The 20,388-nt window shown below is 74.1% G+C and carries 26 protein-coding genes, 1 tRNA gene and 1 pseudogene; 16 read left to right on the top strand and 12 right to left on the bottom strand.

What is annotated here, in order from left to right; genetic code table 11:
- Positions 1-79: 79 nt before the first annotated feature.
- Positions 80-208, top strand: a pseudogene (locus ACWC9T_RS27585) (class I SAM-dependent methyltransferase); the annotation flags it as partial.
- Positions 209-1,015: 807 nt separating this feature from the next.
- On the opposite strand, the gene tpx reads toward ACWC9T_RS27585, so the two are convergent.
- Together tpx and ACWC9T_RS27575 are read right to left on the bottom strand one after the other, a co-directional pair.
- Positions 1,016-1,516 carry a thiol peroxidase gene (tpx, locus tag ACWC9T_RS27580; protein WP_449823752.1) on the bottom strand — a complete coding sequence of 167 codons (501 nt, stop codon included), beginning with the start codon at positions 1,514-1,516 and terminating at the stop codon, positions 1,016-1,018.
- A 649-nt stretch (positions 1,517-2,165) separates the two neighbouring features.
- A complete protein-coding gene (locus ACWC9T_RS27575) occupies positions 2,166-3,119 on the bottom strand; it encodes a phosphotransferase family protein (RefSeq protein WP_449823751.1) in 954 nt (317 codons plus the stop codon).
- A gap of 388 nt (positions 3,120-3,507) precedes the next feature.
- On the opposite strand from ACWC9T_RS27575, the gene ACWC9T_RS27570 reads away from it, so the two are divergent.
- The gene (locus ACWC9T_RS27570; RefSeq protein ID WP_449823783.1) at positions 3,508-3,648 is read left to right on the top strand and encodes a zinc-binding dehydrogenase; all 141 of its coding nucleotides are present in this window, start codon (positions 3,508-3,510) and stop codon (positions 3,646-3,648) included.
- 25 nt (positions 3,649-3,673) lie between these two features.
- A complete protein-coding gene (locus ACWC9T_RS27565) occupies positions 3,674-3,889 on the top strand; it encodes a hypothetical protein (RefSeq protein WP_449823750.1) in 216 nt (71 codons plus the stop codon).
- A 192-nt stretch (positions 3,890-4,081) separates the two neighbouring features.
- Here ACWC9T_RS27565 and ACWC9T_RS27560 read toward each other — a convergent pair whose 3' ends face one another.
- From ACWC9T_RS27560 to ACWC9T_RS27550, 3 genes are all read right to left on the bottom strand, one after another.
- A complete protein-coding gene (locus ACWC9T_RS27560) occupies positions 4,082-5,464 on the bottom strand; it encodes an FAD-binding protein (RefSeq protein ID WP_449823749.1) in 1,383 nt (460 codons plus the stop codon).
- Positions 5,431-5,571 (bottom strand): hypothetical protein, encoded by a 141-nt coding sequence (locus ACWC9T_RS27555; RefSeq protein ID WP_449823748.1) that lies wholly within the window; start codon positions 5,569-5,571, stop codon positions 5,431-5,433. Before ACWC9T_RS27555 ends, ACWC9T_RS27560 begins: the two co-directional genes overlap by 34 nt.
- Positions 5,572-5,721: 150 nt before the next feature.
- Entirely contained in the window at positions 5,722-6,060 is a 339-nt protein-coding gene (locus ACWC9T_RS27550) for a hypothetical protein (RefSeq protein ID WP_449823747.1), read from the bottom strand.
- A 507-nt stretch (positions 6,061-6,567) separates the two neighbouring features.
- Between ACWC9T_RS27550 and ACWC9T_RS27545 the strand changes: the two genes are divergently transcribed.
- From ACWC9T_RS27545 to pgm, 3 genes are all read left to right on the top strand, one after another.
- A tRNA-Tyr gene (locus tag ACWC9T_RS27545) sits at positions 6,568-6,647 on the top strand.
- Between the two features lie 178 nt (positions 6,648-6,825).
- Positions 6,826-6,957: a hypothetical protein gene (locus ACWC9T_RS27540; RefSeq protein WP_449823746.1), complete on the top strand. Its 132-nt coding sequence runs from the start codon at positions 6,826-6,828 to the stop codon at positions 6,955-6,957.
- Between the two features lie 129 nt (positions 6,958-7,086).
- On the top strand, positions 7,087-8,727 hold the full coding sequence (gene pgm / locus ACWC9T_RS27535) for a phosphoglucomutase (alpha-D-glucose-1,6-bisphosphate-dependent) (protein WP_449823745.1): 1,641 nt from the start codon (positions 7,087-7,089) through the stop codon (positions 8,725-8,727).
- Between the two features lie 76 nt (positions 8,728-8,803).
- Here pgm and ACWC9T_RS27530 read toward each other — a convergent pair whose 3' ends face one another.
- Positions 8,804-9,985, bottom strand: coding sequence for an MFS transporter (locus tag ACWC9T_RS27530; protein WP_449823744.1), 1,182 nt, complete (start codon positions 9,983-9,985; stop codon positions 8,804-8,806).
- 147 nt (positions 9,986-10,132) lie between these two features.
- Between ACWC9T_RS27530 and ACWC9T_RS27525 the strand changes: the two genes are divergently transcribed.
- From ACWC9T_RS27525 to ACWC9T_RS27505, 5 genes are all read left to right on the top strand, one after another.
- A complete protein-coding gene (locus ACWC9T_RS27525) occupies positions 10,133-10,468 on the top strand; it encodes an ArsR/SmtB family transcription factor (RefSeq protein WP_449823743.1) in 336 nt (111 codons plus the stop codon).
- 130 nt (positions 10,469-10,598) lie between these two features.
- Positions 10,599-11,069 carry a hypothetical protein gene (locus ACWC9T_RS27520; RefSeq protein ID WP_449823742.1) on the top strand — a complete coding sequence of 157 codons (471 nt, stop codon included), beginning with the start codon at positions 10,599-10,601 and terminating at the stop codon, positions 11,067-11,069.
- A 351-nt stretch (positions 11,070-11,420) separates the two neighbouring features.
- Positions 11,421-11,654 (top strand): hypothetical protein, encoded by a 234-nt coding sequence (locus ACWC9T_RS27515; protein WP_449823741.1) that lies wholly within the window; start codon positions 11,421-11,423, stop codon positions 11,652-11,654.
- 37 nt (positions 11,655-11,691) lie between these two features.
- Positions 11,692-12,417: an HAD family hydrolase gene (locus ACWC9T_RS27510; protein ID WP_449823740.1), complete on the top strand. Its 726-nt coding sequence runs from the start codon at positions 11,692-11,694 to the stop codon at positions 12,415-12,417.
- A 572-nt stretch (positions 12,418-12,989) separates the two neighbouring features.
- Positions 12,990-13,682, top strand: coding sequence for an RICIN domain-containing protein (locus ACWC9T_RS27505; protein WP_449823739.1), 693 nt, complete (start codon positions 12,990-12,992; stop codon positions 13,680-13,682).
- A 73-nt stretch (positions 13,683-13,755) separates the two neighbouring features.
- Here the strand turns inward: ACWC9T_RS27505 and ACWC9T_RS27500 are convergent, their stop codons facing one another.
- The gene (locus tag ACWC9T_RS27500) at positions 13,756-14,115 is read right to left on the bottom strand and encodes a GNAT family N-acetyltransferase (protein WP_449823738.1); all 360 of its coding nucleotides are present in this window, start codon (positions 14,113-14,115) and stop codon (positions 13,756-13,758) included.
- Positions 14,116-14,309: 194 nt separating this feature from the next.
- On the opposite strand from ACWC9T_RS27500, the gene ACWC9T_RS27495 reads away from it, so the two are divergent.
- Positions 14,310-14,450 carry a hypothetical protein gene (locus ACWC9T_RS27495; RefSeq protein ID WP_449823737.1) on the top strand — a complete coding sequence of 47 codons (141 nt, stop codon included), beginning with the start codon at positions 14,310-14,312 and terminating at the stop codon, positions 14,448-14,450.
- A 69-nt stretch (positions 14,451-14,519) separates the two neighbouring features.
- On the opposite strand, the gene ACWC9T_RS27490 is transcribed toward ACWC9T_RS27495, so the two are convergent.
- Together ACWC9T_RS27490 and ACWC9T_RS27485 are read right to left on the bottom strand one after the other, a co-directional pair.
- Positions 14,520-14,966: a hypothetical protein gene (locus ACWC9T_RS27490; protein ID WP_449823736.1), complete on the bottom strand. Its 447-nt coding sequence runs from the start codon at positions 14,964-14,966 to the stop codon at positions 14,520-14,522.
- 28 nt (positions 14,967-14,994) lie between these two features.
- Entirely contained in the window at positions 14,995-15,933 is a 939-nt protein-coding gene (locus ACWC9T_RS27485; RefSeq protein WP_449823735.1) for an NADP-dependent oxidoreductase, read from the bottom strand.
- A gap of 115 nt (positions 15,934-16,048) precedes the next feature.
- Here ACWC9T_RS27485 and ACWC9T_RS27480 point away from each other — a divergent pair, with 115 nt between their 5' ends.
- Both ACWC9T_RS27480 and ACWC9T_RS27475 read left to right on the top strand, forming a co-directional pair.
- Entirely contained in the window at positions 16,049-16,462 is a 414-nt protein-coding gene (locus tag ACWC9T_RS27480; RefSeq protein ID WP_449823734.1) for a winged helix-turn-helix transcriptional regulator, read from the top strand.
- A gap of 73 nt (positions 16,463-16,535) precedes the next feature.
- Positions 16,536-17,180 carry a hypothetical protein gene (locus tag ACWC9T_RS27475; RefSeq protein ID WP_449823733.1) on the top strand — a complete coding sequence of 215 codons (645 nt, stop codon included), beginning with the start codon at positions 16,536-16,538 and terminating at the stop codon, positions 17,178-17,180.
- Positions 17,181-17,243: 63 nt separating this feature from the next.
- Here the strand turns inward: ACWC9T_RS27475 and ACWC9T_RS27470 are convergent, their stop codons facing one another.
- The 3 genes from ACWC9T_RS27470 to ACWC9T_RS27460 form a co-directional block, all read right to left on the bottom strand.
- Positions 17,244-17,594, bottom strand: coding sequence for a hypothetical protein (locus ACWC9T_RS27470; protein WP_449823732.1), 351 nt, complete (start codon positions 17,592-17,594; stop codon positions 17,244-17,246).
- Between the two features lie 163 nt (positions 17,595-17,757).
- Positions 17,758-18,276 (bottom strand): DUF6328 family protein, encoded by a 519-nt coding sequence (locus ACWC9T_RS27465; RefSeq protein WP_449823731.1) that lies wholly within the window; start codon positions 18,274-18,276, stop codon positions 17,758-17,760.
- A gap of 90 nt (positions 18,277-18,366) precedes the next feature.
- Positions 18,367-18,903, bottom strand: a complete 537-nt coding sequence (locus tag ACWC9T_RS27460) for a MarR family winged helix-turn-helix transcriptional regulator (protein ID WP_449823730.1) — start codon at positions 18,901-18,903, stop codon at positions 18,367-18,369.
- A gap of 47 nt (positions 18,904-18,950) precedes the next feature.
- Between ACWC9T_RS27460 and ACWC9T_RS27455 the strand changes: the two genes are divergently transcribed.
- Both ACWC9T_RS27455 and ACWC9T_RS27450 read left to right on the top strand, forming a co-directional pair.
- Complete coding sequence (locus ACWC9T_RS27455) at positions 18,951-19,859, top strand: DMT family transporter (protein ID WP_449823729.1); 909 nt, start codon at positions 18,951-18,953, stop codon at positions 19,857-19,859.
- A gap of 79 nt (positions 19,860-19,938) precedes the next feature.
- The coding region (locus tag ACWC9T_RS27450; RefSeq protein WP_449823728.1) for a hemerythrin domain-containing protein at positions 19,939-20,388 on the top strand (450 nt) is incomplete at its 3' end.

Below are 20,388 nucleotides of genomic sequence, written 5' to 3'. Positions count from 1 at the left end.
TTCCCGCCGAGCGAGCACGCCGATCAGGTCCTGACCTGGCTACGGGGCAACCCTCTGTAGAAGTCCCGCGTTCAAAGAACCGGTACTCGGGGCCGCCGGTGCGAAGGCGAACTGCGAGCGCACGGTGCTGCCCGGCGACCTGTTCGATCGCGGCTGGCCCCGCCGCCTGGTGGCGGCGGGCTTCGACCCGCGGCTACCGACTGCCTGACCGAAGGCCTGGCGGCTTACCTCGGCGCGGACGACGCGGCCGGTCTGCTCACGTCCGTGGGCACGCTGTCCGCCCGGGGCGGTCGGGAGCAGGGCCGGGATGTCACGAAGACCCCGTAGGACCCCGCCATCGCCTATGCCAGCGACCTCTGGCGCGGCGGTCTCGGGCCCGGAACGGACGAGTGGCTGTACCACCATGGGTGGGCGACGTGGTCGACCTCCCTCGCAGAGGTGGGGGAGGCCTGCGGTCGTCCCATGCCGGAGGGGTTCGGTCGCATGTCGGGCTTCATCGGGGCCGTCCGCCTGGCTCGCTGACGAGGGAGCCCGTAGACCGTTGGGCCGACGGCGGCCCAGAACCAGGCCCGGATGACGTACGCGCTGCTCGGGGTTCCAGTTGGTCCCGCCGTCGTCCATTCAGATCGCGTCGTCGGCGTTCGCCGCTCGTAGGCCTTGGGGCCTTATCCGTTGATGCTCCACAGCGGTACGCACGGGTGGACAGCGACGCCACCTGGTCCACCGTCGCGGCGATCCGGGCGTAGATCCCGTTCCCGGGTTTCGCTCCACTGGTGTACACCGTGGCCTTCGGCCGCAACTGCCCCACCGGTGTTGCCCGACCGCCACGCCCCCGAACGTCGGTGCCCCGACCGCGGCGAAGGCCTGCGCACGACTGAGCTTCCCGGGGACGGCCGCTCCTTCCCGGCTCGCGGGGCGTTAGGGGACGTGAGGGCCGGCCCCGTACTCCCTTCGGTCAAGGGGGTACGGGGCCGGCCCTGGAGTGCCGGTGTGCGGCTGGCCCAGGCGCGGGGGGTTAGTTGAGGGTGGCGAGGGCGGCGTTGTAGTTCGGTTCGTTGGTGATTTCGGCGACCAGTTCGGTGTGCAGGACGGTGTCGTTCTCGTCCAGGACGATGATGGCGCGGGTGGTCAGGCCGGTCAGCGGGCCGTCGGTGATGGAGACGCCGTAGGTGGTGTGGAAGTCGTGTCCGCGCAGGGTGGAGAGGGTTTTGACGTTGTCCAGGCCTTCGGCGCCGCAGAACCGGGCCTGTGCGAACGGCAGGTCGGCGGAGATGCACAGCACCACGGTGTTGTCCAGCGCGCCGGCCTGGGCGTTGAAGGTGCGTACCGAGGTCGCGCAGGTGGGGGTGTCGATGCTCGGGAAGATGTTGAGGATCTTGCGCTGTCCGGCGAAGTCCTTGAGTGAGGTGTCCGTGAGGTCCGGGCCGACGAGTGTGAACGCCGGGGCCTGGGTGCCGGGCGCCGGCAGTGTGCCGCCGATCTGGACCGGGTTTCCCTTCAGCGTGACCTGAGTCATGAAAAGCCTCCTACCGGCGGTATACGGGTGATGACGTCGCTGATCCTACTGCCCGTCCCGGCTTCCGGACGCGGGGTGGCCGAAGGCCGGGTACGAGAGGAGGCCGGGGTGCCCGTCCCCGGGGCTGCCGCTCTGGGCTGGCACCGCCGCCCCCGGGGACTGCCCCCTTGGGCCCGCACCTGCCCGAGGTGCAGGCTCGTCCGGATTCGCGCGTACTGCCTGTCCGAGACCGTGGGCGGATCGTCGCACCGGTGGCCAGGCCCCAGGGAGGGGCGGCCGGCGTTCGGTCAGGTGGAGGCGTCCGTCGCGGGTGCGGGCCGAGGCGGTGTTGTGTCCGGTCCTGGCCGCCGGGTCGCCCCCATTTCGGCGGGTCGGTCGCAGGTGCCCGGGGAGCGGTTGGGCGTCCGTGTGGTGTGGTCGGCGTCCGGCGCCGCGCGTCGTCGTGGTGGTGACCGGCGGTGGGTGGAGGCCGAGGTCGCTCCCGCTTCCTGTTCGCGGGGATCAGGCTGACGGGCCTACGGGGTGGTGGGGAGCGGCCTGCGGGACGTTCGCTCGGCCGCCCGCGCTCCGGCGTGTCCCGTCCGGGGCACCCGCCCGCGTCCCGGACACCCGCCCGCGTGGTGGGGGTCGCCCGAGCGGTGGGGGCCGCTCAGGCGTAGCGGTCGAAGAGGGCCTGTAGGTAGTCTTCCAGGCGCCCGCTCAGTAGGCTGGGAGTCAGGTCGGTGCGGCCCAGTTCACGCCAGGGGGCGGCGACCTTCTCGGCGTCGGGGGCGAAGGCGAGGGCGTCCAGCAGTCGCCAGTACAGGTGGTCGGCGCCGATGGCGAGGTGCCCGCCGGCCTGCTCGTAGGCGTCGGCGAAGGCCATGCCCGCCTCCACGCCGTGCAGCAGCGCCAGGGCGGTGGAGCAGTGGGCGACGTCCAGGTCGGCCGGGCCCCAGGAGGTCTCCACCCAGTCCACCACCCCGCTGAGCGTCAACTCCTCGCCCGTGCCGGTGAACAGCACGTTGCCGGGATGGAAGTCGCGGTGCAGGAAACACGGGCGGTGCGCCGGCACCTCGCGGCCGATCACCTCCACCGCCCGCGCCCACAGACCCGGGCGGCCGGTGCGGGCGGGCAGCCGGACGCGCTCGGGCGCCGTCCACGCCTGCCAGGCGCGCGGGCGATCCGCTGCGGACACCTCGACGGCGTGTACGGCGGCCAACTGGGCGGCCAGCAGTGCGATACGGCGTCCGACGTCGCCGTCCTCACACACCCGCACCCCACCCGCGAGGTGGCTCATCAAAAGCGACGGATACTCGCAGCAGAGCCCTTGCGCATCCACGGCCAGCAGCCGCGCCGCCGGTACCGCGCTCGCCCGAAGCAGGCGCAGCACCCCGGCCTCCCGGGCCAGCAGGGCGGGCGCGTGACGACGGTAGAACGGCTTGACGAAGGAACGCAGTACCAGCGCGTACGGGGCGCCGGCACCCTCGATGTCCAGACGGCGCATCCGCGAGGTCCACCCGCCCTTCAGGGCCGTCACCCGCACGATCCGCTCACCGGGCGCGAGCACGCCCTGCACCCACCGGCGGGTGCCGGCCCACCCCTGGACATCGCCCTCGATCATGTACCGCAGCCTACGCCTCGCCCCGACCGGGGCGCCCCGTTGCCTCGGCCGGCGGACCCGCGCCCTTTCGGCCCCAAACTGACGCATAATCAAATCCCTGTGACGCGCGCCGAAATACGCCCGTTCCGATCCGGCGCGACGTTTGACGGCGGCCCGACAGCACGGCTTGGGTGGAGACCCGGAGCACACCGGCACAAGCGCGTAGGGGAGCCCGCCATGCCCGGGAAAGTCGTCTTCGAGACCATCGGAGGACCCGAGGTCCTCACCGTCCGCGAGGTACCCCTGCCCCAGCCCGGCCCCGGCGAACTGCGCATCCGCGTCCAGGCCCTCGGCCTCAACCGCGCCGAGGCCCTCTACCGCGCCGGCACCTACCTGGAAACCCCCAAGCATCGCCGCGGGCCTGGCCGACGGCACCTTCGAGCCCGCCGTGGACCGCGTCTTCGAGGGCCTGGACACCATCGCCGAGGCCCACCGCTACCTGGAGGCCGGCACCCAGGTCGGCAAGATCGTCGTCACCGTCACCGACTGACTGTGACTGCAGATTCGCGTGGAAGGTGATCAGCCATGGCCATGAAGTCACCCTGACTGCCAAGTTCCACGGCTACGGCGTCCGCTGGGACACCGGGGCCCAGTGCTACCGGGTGCGCAACGAGATGGCCGGGGAGCGGCTGCGCAGCACCGCCACCGGCGAGTTGGCCGCCTTCAGCTCCTTCGACGCCGCCTGGGGCGCCTGGAAAGTCGTCGAGGTCCACAAGCGGCCGGGGGAGTGACCATGGCGAGAGGTGCCACGGCAGCTCGAACCCCGCTCTCCATCCGGCACTTCGGCCGGCGGACGACGACAAGGACGGGTGTGCCGGCCCGGACGGCCACGGTGGCGGCCGATCTGCCGCCCCGGGCACTGGAGCCGCCGCCCAGGCAGGAGGCCGCCCGCCCGTACAGCGGGCGGCCTCCGCGGTGTCACCTCAGAGAGCGTGGATGCCCTGCCCCGGCGTCAGGATCCCCGCCGGGTCGAACCGCCGCTTGGCCTGCTCCACCCGCTCCCACAACCCCCCGTAGTGCCGCCGCCAGTGCGCACCCGTCATCCCCGGCACCGCCCCGATCAGATACCGCTTCCCGCCCAGCTCTACCGCCCGCTCGTACAACCGCCGGTTGCGCTCCAGCATCCCCGCCGCGTCCGCCCCCGGCCCAGGGAACGCCAGCAGGTCGAAGTGCCAGCCCACCGCCTCATCCGGCAGCACCGCCAGCGGCGCCTTCACCCGCTCCCGCGCGTACGGGTAGAACAGCAGCAGCCCCGCCCCCAGATCTGCCGCCGTCAGCACCCGCGCCGCCTCCTCCATGAACACCCGCGCGCTCGACGCGGGCAGGAACAGGCTCAGCCACGGCTTCGGCAACCCCCACAACCCCGCCGCCCGCAGATACCCCGCGAACGCGTCCACCCTGAACGCGTACTGGCGCCAACTCTGCTCCACCACCGACGTCTCACCCGCCACCGGCCTGAGCCCCGCCAAAAGCGCCTCCCGGTCCACCGGGCGCCCCGCGTCCCCGAACGTCACCAGCTCCGCCGTGTACCGCCACCGCTGCCCATCCGCGCTGCGCACCACGTTGCCGACCTGCAGATCGAAACGCCCGTCGGCCAGCACCCGCTCCTGTTCGGCGAGGTAGGTGTCGAGGTCGTCGTAGACGAGGGTGAAGACGGTGGAGCGTTCGCGCACCTGCACCAGCGCGAGCGTGGCCCGCACGATGATCCCCGCCTGCCCGCCGCCGGCCAGCACCGCCTCGAACAGCTCCCGGTTGCGCGTGCGCGAGGCCGTCACCAGCTCACCCGTCCCGGTCACCACCTGAAGCTCCTCGACGGTGTCCACCTGCATCCCGTACCGCTGCACCGCCCCGCCGATACCGCCCACGCTCAGCGTCCCACCGACGGACAGGTGCAGATAGTCCGTCAGGCATGGCGGCACCCAGCCCTGGGCGAGGCCCGCGTCCGTCAGCTGCGCCCAGGTGGCGCCGGCCTCGACGACGGCCTGCCCGGGCCGGATCGAGATGACCTTGTCCAGGCCGCGGGCGTCGATCGCGATGCCGCCGCGGGGGTTGGCCTGACCGTAGTTGGAGTGCGACTCCAGCCCCGCCGCGCCGACCACCGCCGCATCGCCGCTCTGCCCGTTGACGGCCACCGGGATGCGGTGGCGGCGGGCGAAGGCGACCGTCTTCTGCACATCCAGCACCGACCCGGGCCGCAGCACCGCACGGGGCGCGGCGGCGACCAGGTGCCCGAAGTCGCAGGAGAACCGCTCCACCTCGGCGCCCTGCAGGATCACCGCCCCGTCCAGCGCCGGCAGCTGCGCCACCTGCGCCCCGGCTCGGCGGCCCACGCCCGGGCGACGGCGTTCCAGCCGACGACGGCGGCCCCGGCGCCGGCGATCAGGGCACGGCGGGACAGTCCTGACCTGCTCATATCAGAATTTCTCCGATCAGTCGTCACATAGGGATTGTTGTACCGCAACCATCCCGCGACCACCTACTGATCCGCACGACCTGCCGACCCCTCCCGCCCCTCCCGCCGCTGCGCGGCCCCGGCGCGACGGCGCGCCGGGGCCGCGGACCCTTACTGAGCCGCCTGGCCCAGTCGCCGCTCGATCTGCCGCAGGTTTGACATCGTGTAGTCCCACATGTGCCGCTGGTAGGCGGGTGCGTCGGCGGGGATGTGTGCGCAGGCGGCCTTCGCCTCGTCCAGCAGCACCTGCCGCGCCTTCGGCAGGTGGGCCACCCGCGGGCCCTCGGCCGCCTCCCGCAGGACGAAGGCGAGCTTGAAGGCGTAGACGCGCGGGCTGGCCGTGAAGAGGATCCGGTAGACCTGCAGCCCCTCCTCCCCTTCCAGGATCCGGTCGTTGTGGCTCATCAGCCGCACCCGCGCCCTCAGCACCAGGTCTGCATTCACGTTCAAGTCCCCTGTCCCCCTTCGCTGTCGCTCATCCATCCCACCCGCCCCCCCGCACGGCGCCAGGGCGCGATGGCTCGCGCGCCGGCCGCCCGGGAAAGCGGGCGGCGGCGCGTGGGCCGCGCGGGGGAGGGGATGTTGCACGAGTGTGCGCCCCGCCGGCGCGCCGGGACAAGGCGGAACAAGGGTGCGCTGCGTCCTACCGAAACCTGGGCCTGACCTGGCAGGATTGGGGTCGGCACCCTCCCGGGGCCCGGGTGGGAAAACCCGTTGCATCCCCGGGGAGCGCTGCGGGAGAGTGGTCGCGGACAACGCCGCACGCCGAACGCAGCGAAGGAGGGGAGCACGCCATGACCGCCGCAACAGCCCGAGCCACCCATGGCCGTGGCTATCGCCGCCTCCCGTCCGCGCGCCGCGCCGCCGCAGTCCCGCCCCGGGTGTACTGAGCGCCGCGCCGCCGCACCGCGCTATCGCCTGCGTTTCCTCCGTGCGGAGCAAGGGTGTTGACGCTGAGGGCGAGCTGGGCACTGGCGAGCCCACGGGCCTGTAAAGCCCCCGCTTCGGCTGTGGCGGTTCGAATCCGCCCTCGCCCACCGTTCCAATTAAGTGATCAGGAGTGAGTCTTGGACCCAGGTCTGATCACTGCGTGCATCCCGAACGGTGGTGGGTGCCCGACCGGTCGCCCGCGTTCTCGTTCCTCATGCCCCCGGGCGCCCGATGAGGCCTGGACGGTCCGATGCCCACGGCGATCGCTCCGGTCGTCGTGGGGCGGTGCCGATCGAGGCGCTGGTGGCCACCGACCCGTTCGTGCGCGAGGGCCTGGCCGAGTACCGGATCACGCAGTTCGTGGCCACCGTCACCGCGCCGGCCCTCGACGGCCACCGCGAACAGCTGCCCGCCTGAACCGAAACAGCCCCATGCGCCCCGCACTGCCCCGCGCGGTTCGGGGCACGGTCGCGTTCTGGCTACGATCGGTGAGCGCGGGGACGAGGACGTTGACGCGAGTTTCGGATTTCTGGCGGGAGAAGACGGATGGCACACGCACGGGCCGGGCAGCCGGCGCAGCCCGGTGACCTGGTGGACGTGGCGCGGCTGGTGACGGCGTACTACGCGCTGCAGCCGGATCCGCAGGAGGTGGCGCAGCGGGTGGCGTTCGGGACCTCGGGGCACCGGGGTTCCTCGCTGGACGCGGCGTTCAACGAGGACCACATCGCCGCGACCACGCAGGCGATCTGCGAGTACCGGGCGCAGCAGGGGGTGGGGGGCCCGCTGTTCCTGGGCGCGGACACCCACGCGCTGTCGGAACCGGCGAAGGTGACGGCGCTGGAGGTGCTGGCGGCCAACGGCGTGCAGGTGCTGATCGACGCCGCCGACGGCTACACCCCCACCCCGGCGGTCTCGCACGCGATCCTGGCCCACAACCGGCGCAGCCCCCGGGCGCTGGCGGACGGCATCGTGGTGACGCCCTCGCACAACCCGCCGCGCGACGGCGGCTTCAAGTACAACCCGCCCAGCGGGGGACCGGCCGGTTCGGAGGCGACCGGCTGGATCCAGGACCGCGCCAACGAGCTGATCCGCGAGGGCCTGCGCGGGGTGAGGAAGGTCCCCTACGCACGGGCGCTGGCCGCGGCCACCACCGGCCGCTACGACTACCTGGGCGCCTACGTCGAGGACCTGCCCTCGGTGGTGGACCTGGACGCGGTGCGGGCGGCGGGGCTTCGCATCGGAGCGGACCCGCTGGGCGGGGCGTCGGTGGCGTACTGGGGGCGCATCGCCGAGTCGCACCGCCTGGACCTGACGGTGGTCAACCCGGTCACCGACCCGACCTGGCGGTTCATGACGCTGGACTGGGACGGCAGGATCCGCATGGACTGCTCCTCGCCGGCCGCGATGGCCTCCCTCATCGGCCGCCGGGAGGAGTACGCCATCGCCACCGGCAACGACGCGGACGCCGACCGACACGGCATCGTCACCCCCGACGGCGCCCTGATGAACCCCAACCACTACCTGGCGGTGGCCGTCGACTACCTCTACCGCCACCGCGCCGACTGGCCGGGGGACGCGGCGGTGGGCAAGACGCTGGTGTCCTCCTCGATGCTGGACCGCGTCGCCGCCGACCTGGGCCGCCGGTTGCTGGAGGTCCCGGTCGGCTTCAAGTGGTTCGTCGACGGCCTGCTGGAGGGCTCGATCGCCTTCGGCGGCGAGGAGAGCGCCGGCGCTTCCTTCCTGCGCCGCGACGGCGGGGTGTGGACCACCGACAAGGACGGCATCCTGCTGGCCCTGCTCGCCTCCGAGATCACCGCCGTCACCGGCACCACCCCCAGCGCCTGCTACCGCGAACTGACCGCCCGCCACGGCGAGCCCGCCTACGCCCGCGTGGACGCCCCCGCCGACCGCGAGCAGAAGGCCCGCCTGGCCCGCCTGGCGCCCGAGCAGGTCACGGCCGGGCAGCTGGCGGGGGAGAAGATCACCGCCGTGCTCTCGAACGCGCCCGGCAACGGGGCCGCGATCGGCGGCCTGAAGGTGTGCACCGACAACGCCTGGTTCGCCGCCCGCCCCTCGGGCACCGAGGACGTGTACAAGATCTACGCCGAGTCGTTCCTGGGCGCCGACCACCTGGCGCGGGTACAGGACGAGGCCCGCGCACTGGTCGGCGAGGTGCTCGGCGCCTGACGCCGCGCCGTACGGGGCCGGGGCTGTTGGCCCAGGCCCCGTACGGCTTTCGGGCCCGCGCCGCCCGCACGGCTCTTCAAGCCCGCACCGGCTTCGCGCCGGCCGCCGCCGGTGCCGCCGCGCGCTGGTCGCGGGTGGTGGCCGCCGCGATCGCGCACGCCGCCAGCGCCAGCACCGCCGCCGCCAGCGGGAACCACCGCCCTCCCAGCACCGCGATCGCCGCCGACCCCGCCACACCCCCCGCCGCCGTGCCCAGGTACAGCGCACTGCTGTTCAGTGAGATCAGCAGCGGCGCGGATCCCGGGTCGATCGACGCCAGCCGGTGCGGCAGCGCCACCGACACCGCCCACCCCGCCAGCGGCACCAGCACCGCGTACGCCAGCGACCCCGGCATGCTGCGCCCCAGCCAGGGCAGTGCGGCGAAGGCGGCGGCGGCGAGGGCGGAGCCGGTCAGCAGCACCCTGCGCACGCCGGCGCGGTCGACCAGGCGTCCGCCCAGCCAGCTGCCGGCCACCGACATCACGCCGGTGGTGAGCAGGATCAGGCTCAGCCGGTTCGCGTTCCCGCCGGTGGCGCCCGAGACGGCGGTGGCCAGGTAGATGTAGACGGTCTGGAAGGCGAGGAAGAAGGCGAGGGTGGTGGCGGCGGCGCCGAGCACCCGGCGCCGGCCGAGCGGGGCGAGGCGGGCCGCCAGGGTCGGGGCGGCGGCGGGGGCGGGCAGGTCGCGCAGCAGGGCGGCGAGTCCGGCCAGTGCGGCCAGGCCGAGCGCGGTGACCAGCCACATCGTCATCCGCCAGTCGGCGCGTCCGACCCAGGTGCCCAGCGGCACGCCGAGCGCGGTGGCCACCGTCATGCCGCCGAGCACGGTGGCCAGCGCCCGGCCGCGCCGTTCGGGGGCGACCAGGGTGGTGGCCACGGCGTTGGCGGTCGGCGTGTAGAGGGCGGCGCCGGCCGCGGCGAGGACCCGGGTGGCGAGCAGCAGTTCGTAAGTGGGGGCGAGGGCGCTGAGCGCGTTGGCGGCGCTGAAGACGGCGAGCGCGGTCAGCAGCAGGCGCCGGCGCGGCCAGCGGGCGGTGGCGGCGGCCAGCGGCGGGGCCAGCAGCGCGTAGCCGAGCGCGAAGACGGTGACCAGCTGGCCGGCGGCGCCCACCGAGACCTGCAGGTCGGTGGAGACCGGGCCGAGGATGCCGGCCACGACCATCGAATCGGTGCCCATGGCGAAGGTGCCGAGGGCGAGCAGGAGCAGGCGTACGGGCACGGGAAAGCCCCCCGAGGCTATTGTTGGACAAGCATAGAACAGTTTCACTCTCGCCAAACAATCGGGGATTGGTGGATGATTGTCAAACCATCCCTGCTGTTGCCCGCCGTCTCGCTCCGCCGAGACCCGAGGACCGGAGTCGAGCCCATGACCGAAGACGAGCGGCTTCCCCAGCCCGCCACCGCCGACATCGACCTCGTCACGGTCCTGCACGCCCTCGGCGACCCCGTCCGCATGCGCCTGCTGCTCAGCTACGCCGACGGCGCCGAACACTCCTGCGACCCGCGCAGCCTGGGCCTGGACCACCTCCACAAGTCGACCGTCTCCCACCACATGCGCGTCCTGCGCGAAGCCGGCGTCACCACCACCCGCGTCGCCGGCCGCAACCGCTTCGTCAGCCTGCGCCGCACCGATCTCGACGCCCGCTTCCCGGGCCTGCTCGACGCGCTGCTGGCATCGGTGGGGGCGGCGCTACCGGCCTGAACCGGACGGGGGCGTCGGGCCGAGTGCCCGACTGGGCGTGCCGCGCGCGGGCATTTCGGGTGAGGTGGGCGACGGGCGAGGCCGCCGTGGCCCCCGGGCCCGCCCGCCCGACCCTGATTCGGAGTGATCCATGCGCCGCGTGCCCCAGCGCGCCGCCGCCGCGGCCGGCCTGCCGCCGGTCGCGCTCGGCCTGGCCGCCGCCCCCGCAACCGCCGTTGTCCCGGGCGCCGCCGTCCCGGGCGCCGTCCGCGCGACCCTTCCCCTGGTGCACTGCAGGCCCGTTCGGCTCCCGTTGGCCGGCACGATCGCCGGCGCCGCCGAGCGCATCGCCGTGACCGGCACCCTCGACGTGCGGGTGCGCACGCTGGCCGGCGGCAACGACATCGACGTCCAGGCCGTCAGCCGCCTGATCAACACCACCGGCCGCGGCCTCACCAGTGGCGGCACCTGCCGCTTCGTCGGCACCGACACGGAGCGCACCGAAACCCCGCCGCAGCCGGTCCGGCTGACCTTCGAGCCCGCCTTCCTCGAATTTCCGCCGACCCCGATCACCCCGCCGCAACCGGTCAGGTTCCTGGCCCTGAGCGTCCCCCCGCCGTGACGGCAGCATCGGCGCCGTCGCGGCCACCGTCAACGGCGGCGGAGGGGCGGCACCTGACCCCGCCGCCCCCGGCCTGAGCACCGCGGGTCCCGCGGCCCGGCTCCCGTGCCCCGGGCCGCACCGGCCGACCCCCTGCTCCTGCGCCGGGCGGACGCGCCCGCACCGCGCTCACGGCCGCCTCTGCCTCCCGGCCGAACGCGCCGCCTGCGCCGGTCCGCCCACGCCGCCTGCGAAGCGCCCCGCGGACACGGGGGAGGCGGAAGTTCCCCGGCGGCTGCCTGGAAGTGCGCGACACGGCACGGGCACATGAGCGACGCGAAAACCTCGCCTGCCAGGCCGCGGACGTGCGCCGTGCGCCGGACCGCCTGGAACGTGGCCCGCAGGCCTGGCCGGGCCCCCGCCCCGGGCGCGGTGGGCATGTTCAGTCACTCGACGGGCGGCGCCACCACCGTCCAGGCCCACTGCGCCTGCCTGGCCGCCCACTTCGACCCGCACCTGCGCGGGCGCGCCACCCCGCCGTTCGACGCGCCCTCGCCGCTTCGGCCCGAAGCCACCCTCGACGCCCCGCCCAGGCCCCGCGCGTAGGGTCCGTACCGTACGCACACACGAAAAGGACCGCATCATGCCGATCAGAGGCGTGCTCTTCGACGTCGACGACACCCTGTTCGACTACTCTGGCTCCGAGCAGGCCGGCATCCTCGCCCACCTGCGGCAGACGGGCCTGCTCGACCGCCTCCCCTCCCCGCAGGCGGCACTGACCCTGTGGCGCACCGTCATGCAGACCCACTACACGCGCTTCCTCGCCGGCGAACTCACCTTCCGCGGCCAGCAGCACGAACGCACCCGCCACTTCCTCACCCACCTCGGCGAGGACGGCGCCCAACACCTCACCGATGAACAGGCCGCCACCTGGTTCGCCGGCTACGCCGCCCACCGCGACGCCGCCCAGGCCGCCTTCCCCGACGCCGCCCCCGCCCTCGCCGCCCTCGCCCCCCACTACCGCCTCGGCATCGTCTCCAATTCCGACGCCGACCACCAGCGCCGCAAACTCCACGCCGTCGGCCTGCTCGACCACGTCGCCGACGTCCTCATCTGCTCCGACCAGCACGGCGAGGCCAAACCCGCCGCCGGCATCTTCCACGCCGGCTGCGCCGCCCTGGGTCTAACTCCCGACGAGGTCGCCTACGTCGGCGACAACTACACCCTCGACGCCGAAGGCGCCCACCACGCCGGCCTGCACGCGTTCTGGCTCGACCGCACCGCCTCCGCAACCCCGGTGGCGGAGGGCATCCACGTCCTGCACTCCCTGGAGGGCCTGGCCGGTGCCCTGTCCGCCCGAGCCGCCTGAGCCGCCTGAGCCGCCCGAGGCGCCTGGGGCGCGCGGGGAGTCGGCGGGCCGGGCTTCCCGCTCCGGTGTCCGGTGCGACCGAGGCTCCCGGTCGGTCGGCTGGGCGATGACCCGGCAGGGCCGGTGCATGACATTCGGCGGCGTCAGCTCCCCGGTCGGGGCGCCGGCCCGGGGGCTCGGCGGCTGCGAGGAGCGCGGTTGGCCGATCATCGCGCCGGGGCCTTGCACGTCCACCGAACCACGGGGCAGCGCGTCGGTGAGCTGCCCTGATCGGCCGCGACGTCCCGCTGCGGTCGGCCAGGCGCCCGGCGGCCCGGGTGCGGCGGCAGGTACCGGGGGTGGCCCGTGGGTGGTGGCCGCACCGCCCTGGCGTGCGGGACTCCACGGGCCGTATGGGTGGCAGGTCGGCCCGTCTGCCGCCTCAGGCCCCGCCGGATGGTGGCCAATTCGTGCTCTTGGAAAGGAAGTTGGCCTCTCCTAGCGTTGCCTCGGCCGTGCAGGGGGAACGGTTGCGACCTCCGCCCTGCACGCTGATCGGTTCGACCATCCGCGTCCATCCGGCAGGAGCCGAGTTGAACATCGACAAGCTGATACCGGGCCGCGCCGTGCGCATCGCGGCGGCCGTCGCGACCGCGGCGGCGTTCGCGTTCACTACGGGCGGTGCCGCGACGGCACAGAGCCCGGCACCCGCTGCGCAGGGGGGCGTCACCGTCACCGCGCAGCACCAGAAGGACCTCAACGAGGCCCTCAAGGGCCTGACCCCCGTGCCCCCGGAGGAACTCCAGCGCATCCTCTCGGCGGGCGGGAACGGCCTTGCCGCGCAGAGCATCGGCTTCAACGGGGCCTACGACCACATCATCAACGACAACAGCAACCAGTGCCTCGCGGTCCCGGGAGGCAGCACGGCGCAGGGCACGGGGCTGATCCAGTGGCCCTGCGGCACCTGGAACGACCACTACTGGACCGCGAACTGGCAGTTCAGCGCCAACAACTTCAACTGGTATCACGTCGTCAACTACAACAGCGGCCAGTGCCTGGCCGTCCCGGGCGCCAGCACCACCGCGGGCACCCAGGTCATCCAGTGGCCCTGTGGCAGCTGGAACGACCACTACTGGGCCTTCGGCATCGACACCAGCAACGGCAAGCTGCACATCGTCAACTACAACAGCGGCCAGTGCCTGGCCATCCCGGGCGCCAGCACCAGCGCCGGCGCCCATGTCATCCAGTGGCCGTGCGGCACGTGGCCCGACCACTACTGGCACTGAGCCGAACCGGTGGGCCCGGCCCGGCACTTGCCGCCGGGCCCACCGCACGCCGGAAGCCGGCGGGGCCGACGCCCTACTCCGGCGCCCCGAACAGTTCGCGGCAGGCCGCGGTCAGGCCGGTGACCGTGACCGGGACGGGCGGGCCCTGCCAGTCCTCGCGGGACAGGCGCAGGCGCCGGGATTCCACGACGCGGCCGTCGAGGGTGTGGCGGGTGATGCCGTCGGGGCGGTAGCCGAGTTTGCGGGAGACGGCGAGGGCGGAGTGCTTGTCGCTGAAGGACGCCGAGGTCGCCGAGAGCGCGCCGAGTTCGGCGAAGGCCAGGTGGAGCATCGCGGCGCGCATCTCGGTGCCGATGCCGAGGCCCTGGTGCTCCAGGCCGAGCCAGGAGCCGGAGTCGATCTCGCGGCGGACGGCGAAGTCCTGGGCGCGCATGTCCTGGTACCAACGAGCCCCCGCACCTCGCGGCCGCCCGCCACCTGCACGCCGGGACCGGCCTGAACCTGCGCCTGACCGACCTCCTCGCGGTCGACTTCACCCCCCGCCGACCGCTACCTGGAACGCCTCAACGTCGTCTTCGACGGCGGCACCGTCCGCGACGACACCCCCTCACCGTCCCGCCCCAACACATGAGCGGCCTGCTCGGAGCCCGCTTCGTCCCCGTCCGAGAACTCCCCGACCACGTGGCCCCAGCCCAATACGCCCGCATCACCGAGGCGTTGGCCAACCGCACCCTGCCCGTCCTCCCCCACGGACAGCGCGCCGCCTGAGCTTCAGCTGCCTCGCCTGCTAGGCCCGGTCAGCAGCGAGATCCTGCCCGACGGACTCCAAGGGAGCGCTCACGCGGACTCGGCCGAGGTGCCACCCGCAACCACGCGGGTGGCGGTGGCGACCGCGGCGAAGCCGTAGTCGAGCATTTCCCTCTCGTACGCACGGACAGCGTCGGGCAGGGGCGCCTCCGAGACCAGACGGGAGGCGAGCAGGCTCGCGTCGTGGATCGCGACTCCCGCGCTGATCCCGGCCGGGACCATTTCGACGCTCGGGAGCAGCGCCAACTGCACGATCTGCTGGGCCGTTTCGTCGCACAGGACCAGGGCGCAGAGCGGCGCCCGCCGGCCGGCCGCAGCACGGCGTCGATCGGTCGGCCGGGCTGACCGGCCAGGCGTGGCCACGGGCGGCACGTTGACGGTCAGCACCTCGGCCCGGCCCCTGATCTCGACGCCGCGCCCCAACCCGCCCGCGACACCGAGGCGTCGGCCGACCACGTGCTGCCCGTCCTCCTCCACGGCCGGCGCGCCGCCTGAGGGGGCCTGGTCAGGGCACCAGCACCAGCCGCCCCCGAAGCCCGCCCCGGGCCAGGCGCTCATGCGCCTCGCCGGCGCGCTCCAGCGGCAGGGTACCGGCCACCCGCAGGGTAAGGCACCCCTCCTCGGCCAGCGCCGACAGACGGGCCAGCGCGGCGCCGTCCGCGCTCACCCACACGTTCGCCACCCGGATCCCGCGCAGCCCCACCGGCTCGCTGCCGCCCGACACCGCCACGAACACGCCCCGCCCGCGCACCGCCCCCAGCGCGGCGACTCCCAGCAGCGCCGCGTCGAGTGCGCCGTCCACCCCGCCCGGCACCAACTCCCGTACGGCCGCCGCCACGTCGGGCACCGTACGCGGCACGAACCACTCGGCGCCCAGCGAGCGCACCAGCGCCTCGTCCCCGGCCCCCGCCACAGCCACCACCCGCAGGCCGCGCAGCACCGCCAGCTCGACCGCGAAGCCGCCCACCGCCCCCGCCGTGCCCGTCACCAGCACGCTCGCACCCGCCGGCAGGTCCAGCAGGTACAGCGCCTGCCACGCGGTCAGACCGTTCAGGGGCAGCGTCGCCGCCTGCGCGAAGCCCACCCCCGCAGGCGCCGGGGCCAGCGCGCCCGCGTCCAGCACCACGAACTGCGCGTAGGCGCCCAGGTCCACGTCCAGGCGGTCGCGCAGCCCCACCACCCGCTGCCCCGGCGCGAAACCCGCCACCCCGCACCCGACCGCGTCCACCACCCCGGCCACGTCCCAGCCGATGCCCGTCACCTCCCGCGCCGCCATCAGCCCCGCCCCCGCCAGCACCCCCGCCCGGGTCAGCGCGTCCACCGGGTTCACCCCCGCCGCCGCCACCCGCACCCGCACCTGCCCCGCACCCACCCCGGGCAGCGCCACCTCGGACACCTCCAGAGCCTGCGGCCCGCCGAAAGCCCGCACCACCACCGCACGCATGCCGCCCACACCCCTTCAAGGACTCGACAACAAAGCCCAACCTAGGAAGAGTTACTCCCCGCCGGGAAGCACGCACCCCAAGGTGCGTAACCAACCCCAAGGGGAGGAAAGCCAGTTGCCCACCACGACCGCCGCCCAGCGCCGCGCCGCCGCACGGGCCCACTACGACGCCTACCTCGCCCAGTGCCCGGCCCGCCAACTCCTCGACCGCATCGGCGACAAATGGGTCAGCCTCACCGTCAACGCCCTCGCCGACGGACCCCAGCGCTACAGCGACCTGCGCCGGCGCCTGGCCGGGGTCAGCGAGAAGATGCTCACCCAGACCCTGCGCGCCCTGGAACGCGACGGCCTGCTGCAGCGCACCGTCACCGCCACCGTCCCCGCCCGCGTCGACTACACCCTCACCCCGCTCGGGCACGACCTGCTGCCGCTCGTGCGCTCCATCAAGGACTGGGCCGAGACCCACATGCCCCACGTCCTCGCGGCCCGCGCCGACTACGACCACCGGCAGCAGGAGAGCGGCACCTGACGAACCGACCGCCGCCGCCCCGGCGTCCCCGACACGGGCACGCCGCCGACCGATGGACAGGGGAGAACCGACCGTGACCGACACCGAACCCCGCAGCAGGGCACTGGCCGCGGCCGCCGGACTGGTGGCCGGACTGCTGATCGCGGGCGTACCACTGCTGCTCACCGGCAGCGGCGGCGACGACGCCGGGCCCGCCACCTCCGCCGCGGCCTTCGGGGGCCTGAGCAAGGAACTGCACGCCCCCGACAGCCTGCCCGGCGGCTTCACCCCGCTCACCGCCGGCCCGGACACGGCCCTGGCCAAGAACGCCGCCTCCAACGAGGCCGGCGGCACCCGCACCCTGTCCCAGGCGTACGGCGGGGCCACCGCGGTGGTGCGCGAGTACGCCGACGACGGGATGCGCGACTTCCTCGTCCTGGAGGCCGTGCGCGCCGCCAGCCCCAAGCCGTACACCCCGTACGTGGACCCGGCCTCGCTCGGGCAGGCCAAGCCGAACACCGAGGTCGTCACCGTCGGCCAGGTCTCCTGCCTGGTCTCCTACCAGCCGATCCCGGCCGGCCAGGACGTCACCCCGGAGAAGACCAACGTCCAGCTGTGCGAACGCACCGCGAGCCACCTGACGGTGCGGCTTCGCTTCAACGGCGCCGAGCAGTCCCTCCAGCACCACGTCGACAAGGCGGCCGAACTCACCGACCAGGCCTGGTCCAAACTCGCCTGACCGGCCGCCGGGCCCGGCCCCCTAGCCCGCCGGACCGGCGGCCGGACGTGGACCGGCGGCCCGTCAGTGCTGGACGAAGGCGACGATGTCCGCCAACGGCGGGTCGTACCCGCGCGTGGTGTCCACGCACAGGCGCGGGACGCCGGGCAGGGACAGCGGCGTGAAGTCGTCCAGCAGGTTGCCCGCCCCCGGCGGGGCCGCGAGCAGTTCGCGGTCGGCGTGCGCGGCGCGGTGCCCGTCGGCGGCCAGGCGGTCGGCGACCCGCCGCCGTGGCGGCCTGCAGCGCGGCGACCACGTCGTCGAGCTCCACCGTGAACGCGCCGCGTTGCGCGGCGAGGCGGGCGGCGGCGCGGCTCTTGCCGAGGCCGGAGGCGCCGCCGATGAGCAGAACGTCCCACGTGTGCATATGGGCACGGTAAACGGTTCGGGGCGCTGCCGGGCTCGGTGGGGTGGGGAGGCGTTCAGGGGTGCGCGCCTGCCCGGCCCCGGCCCCCGGCCCTCGGCAGCCGGCCCAAGGCCCGGCCCCCGCGCCGCCGCCCGCAGCGATTCGCGGGCGGCGGCAAAGGGGGGCGCGGTGTCAGGGCCGCTCGCGGGTGGCGCGGCGCACCGCCCAGGGCAGGACGAACCACAGGGCGGTGAAGATCAGGCCGATGACGCAGGCGATCGTGACGGCCAGCGGCGTGCCGAGGACGACGTCCAGGACCAGCAGCACGGCCCCGGTCAGGGCGGAGGCGAGCAGCAGCAGGCCGACCTGGGCGATGCGGGTGGACACGTCGACGATGCGGGCCTTGCCGGGGTGGCGGTACAGGCCGCGATGCAGGGCGACGGGCGTGGCCAGGACGGCGGCGGCGATGACGGCCAGCAGCAGGGTGGCGATGTAGATGTCCTGCTGGGCGTCGCTGAGTTCGGCGAAGCGCGGGGTGAAGGCGACGCCGAGCAGGAAGGCGAAGACGATCTGCACGCCGGTCTGCAGCACCCGCAGCTCCTGCAGCAGCTCCACCAGGCGCCGGTCCGCCCGCACCGCCGGGTTCTCCCAGCCGGGCGGCGGGGGAGCGGACTCGTCGTGATGGTCGGGCGGGGGAGCATCGCTGGTCATGGGTCATATTGTGCTTGCCCTGCGCCGATGGTCGAGGATCGCGCGAGGCGCACGTCCACTGGCAGGTGGCAGGAGCGGTGACGCCGGGCGTCACGGGGTGGGGCGTTCGGGCCCGGTGCCGTCCAGGCGGTGCTGCCAGGCGGTGAGCAGCGCCTGCAGGGCGGCGGCCTCCTCGGGGTCGAGGTGGGCGAGCAGGCGGTGCTCGTTTCGCATGTGGGCGGTGAACGCCTCGTCGATCAGGCGCAGCCCCGCGTCGGTGAGGGCGACCACGCGGGCGCGCCGGTCGTCCTCGGCGGTGCGGCGGGTGACCAGTCCGGCGCGCTCCAGACGGTCGATCCGCTTGGTCATCGCGCCGGTGGTGACCATGGTGTGCGCGGCGAGCTCGCCGGGTGCGCGCTCGTAGGGGGCGCCGGCGCGGCGCAGTGCGGCGAGCACGTCGAACTCGCCCTCGCCCAGGCCGTAGCGCTGGTAGACGAGGGTGAGCTCGGCGGTCAGGCGGGCGGCGAGGCGGTGCAGGCGCCCGATCACGGCCTGCGGGGAGACGTCGAGGTCGGGGCGCTCGCGCCGCCACTCGGCCTGGATCAGCGCCACATGGTCGGCGCGGTCCTCGTCCTCGGGGTGCTTCATGGGACCACCCTACCTCGGTAGCTTCCCGGGAAGATATATTGTCTTCCATGGAAGCCAATGTGCGGTGGGTGCTGCTGACCGCCCTCGCCCCGCTCGCCTGGGGCGCCAACTACTACGTGACCCACGCCTACCTGCCCGCCGACCACCCCCTGTGGGGCGCCACCCTGCGCGCCCTGCCCGCCGGCCTGCTGCTGCTCGCCCTCGCCCGCCGCCGCCCGCACGGCCCCTGGTGGCGGCGCAGCGCCTTGCTCGCACTGCTCAACACCGCCGCCTTCTTCGTCCTGCTCTACCTCGCCTCCCAACTCCTGCCCACCAGCGCCGCCGCCACCGTCATGGCCGCCTCCCCGCTCGCCATGCTGCTCACCGCCTGGGCGCTTGCGGGCCGGCGCCCGCACCGCGCCCACCTGGCCGGGGCGGTTGCGGGCCTCGCAGGCGTGGCACTCACCCTGCTCGGACCCCTCGGCGCCATCAGCTGGACGGGCCTGGCGGCCTCGGCGGGCGCGATGCTGGTCTCCTCCGTCGGCTACGTGCTCTCCGCCCGCTGGCGCGAGGGCGCCGACCCGCTGGCCGCCACCTCCTGGCAGCTGACCGCCGGCGGCCTGATGCTGCTGCCGCTCGCCGCCGCCGTCGAGGGAGCGCCGCCACCACTGGACGGCCGCACCCTGCTCGCCTTCGGCTACGTCACCCTGGTGGCCACCGCCCTCGCCTTCGCCTGCTGGTTCGCGGGGCTGCGCCACCTGCCGGCCGCAACCGCCGGCCTGCTCGGACTGCTCAACCCGCTGGCCGGGGTACTGCTGGGCACCGCGCTGGACGGGGACGCCTTCGGGGTGCGACAGGGGGCGGGGCTGGCGCTGGTGGCGGCCGGGATCCTGCTCGGGCGCCCGCGACCCCCGCGCCCGGCCGCGGCACCCGCCGCGGCCGGGCAGCCGGGCTTGCCGCGGCGGCGGGTGCCGTGATCGGATGGCGGGCAGCATCGCGTGCCGGTGGCGGACCGCGCCAGGCATGGAGGTGCGCAACCGAAGGGACCGCCCACTCGTGGCCTCCCCCGTCAGCGGCCGAACCGCCGCCCTCAGTGGCCAACTCGCCCAAGCCCACCGGGAACTGCGCCGCCGCCTCGCCGACGTCCGCACCGGACTCGGCCGGCGCCGCCTGGACGACGACATCCTCCTCACCCACTGCCTGGCCTTCTGCTCCGCCCTGACCGTCCATCACCAGGGCGAGGGCGAAGGCCTGTTCACCGACCTGGTACGCGAACGGCCCGACCTCGCACCGACCGTGGCCAAACTCGTCGAGGATCACGGCTTCATCGCCCGCATCCTCGCCCGGGTGCGCGAACTCGCCGAACAGGCCGCCGCGACACCCGAGGCGGATCTGGAGGCGATCGGGCGCGCCGGCCTGGGTGGCCGAGGCCGAGGCGGCGGACGGCGCACACCCGGGCGCCAGAGGGTACACGCGGCTCGCGGAACTGGTGCTCGACGGCGGCTT

The organism is Kitasatospora sp. NPDC001159, assembly GCF_053598235.1.
This window is presented reverse-complemented; position numbering and strand designations above follow the sequence as displayed.

What these genes read in the sequence shown, in the direction of transcription:
- tpx (WP_449823752.1), bottom strand. Translation starts at nt 1,516, where the DNA reads ATGACTCAGGTCACGCTGAAGGGAAACCCGGTCCAGATCGGCGGCACA.
- ACWC9T_RS27575 (WP_449823751.1), bottom strand. Translation starts at nt 3,119, where the DNA reads ATGATCGAGGGCGATGTCCAGGGGTGGGCCGGCACCCGCCGGTGGGTG.
- ACWC9T_RS27555 (WP_449823748.1), bottom strand. Translation starts at nt 5,571, where the DNA reads ATGAGCAGGTCAGGACTGTCCCGCCGTGCCCTGATCGCCGGCGCCGGG.
- pgm (WP_449823745.1), top strand. Translation starts at nt 7,087, where the DNA reads ATGGCACACGCACGGGCCGGGCAGCCGGCGCAGCCCGGTGACCTGGTG.
- ACWC9T_RS27525 (WP_449823743.1), top strand. Translation starts at nt 10,133, where the DNA reads ATGACCGAAGACGAGCGGCTTCCCCAGCCCGCCACCGCCGACATCGAC.
- ACWC9T_RS27520 (WP_449823742.1), top strand. Translation starts at nt 10,599, where the DNA reads ATGCGCCGCGTGCCCCAGCGCGCCGCCGCCGCGGCCGGCCTGCCGCCG.
- ACWC9T_RS27510 (WP_449823740.1), top strand. Translation starts at nt 11,692, where the DNA reads ATGCCGATCAGAGGCGTGCTCTTCGACGTCGACGACACCCTGTTCGAC.
- ACWC9T_RS27500 (WP_449823738.1), bottom strand. Translation starts at nt 14,115, where the DNA reads ATGCGCGCCCAGGACTTCGCCGTCCGCCGCGAGATCGACTCCGGCTCC.
- ACWC9T_RS27495 (WP_449823737.1), top strand. Translation starts at nt 14,310, where the DNA reads ATGAGCGGCCTGCTCGGAGCCCGCTTCGTCCCCGTCCGAGAACTCCCC.
- ACWC9T_RS27485 (WP_449823735.1), bottom strand. Translation starts at nt 15,933, where the DNA reads ATGCGTGCGGTGGTGGTGCGGGCTTTCGGCGGGCCGCAGGCTCTGGAG.
- ACWC9T_RS27465 (WP_449823731.1), bottom strand. Translation starts at nt 18,276, where the DNA reads ATGACCAGCGATGCTCCCCCGCCCGACCATCACGACGAGTCCGCTCCC.
- ACWC9T_RS27460 (WP_449823730.1), bottom strand. Translation starts at nt 18,903, where the DNA reads ATGAAGCACCCCGAGGACGAGGACCGCGCCGACCATGTGGCGCTGATC.
- ACWC9T_RS27455 (WP_449823729.1), top strand. Translation starts at nt 18,951, where the DNA reads ATGGAAGCCAATGTGCGGTGGGTGCTGCTGACCGCCCTCGCCCCGCTC.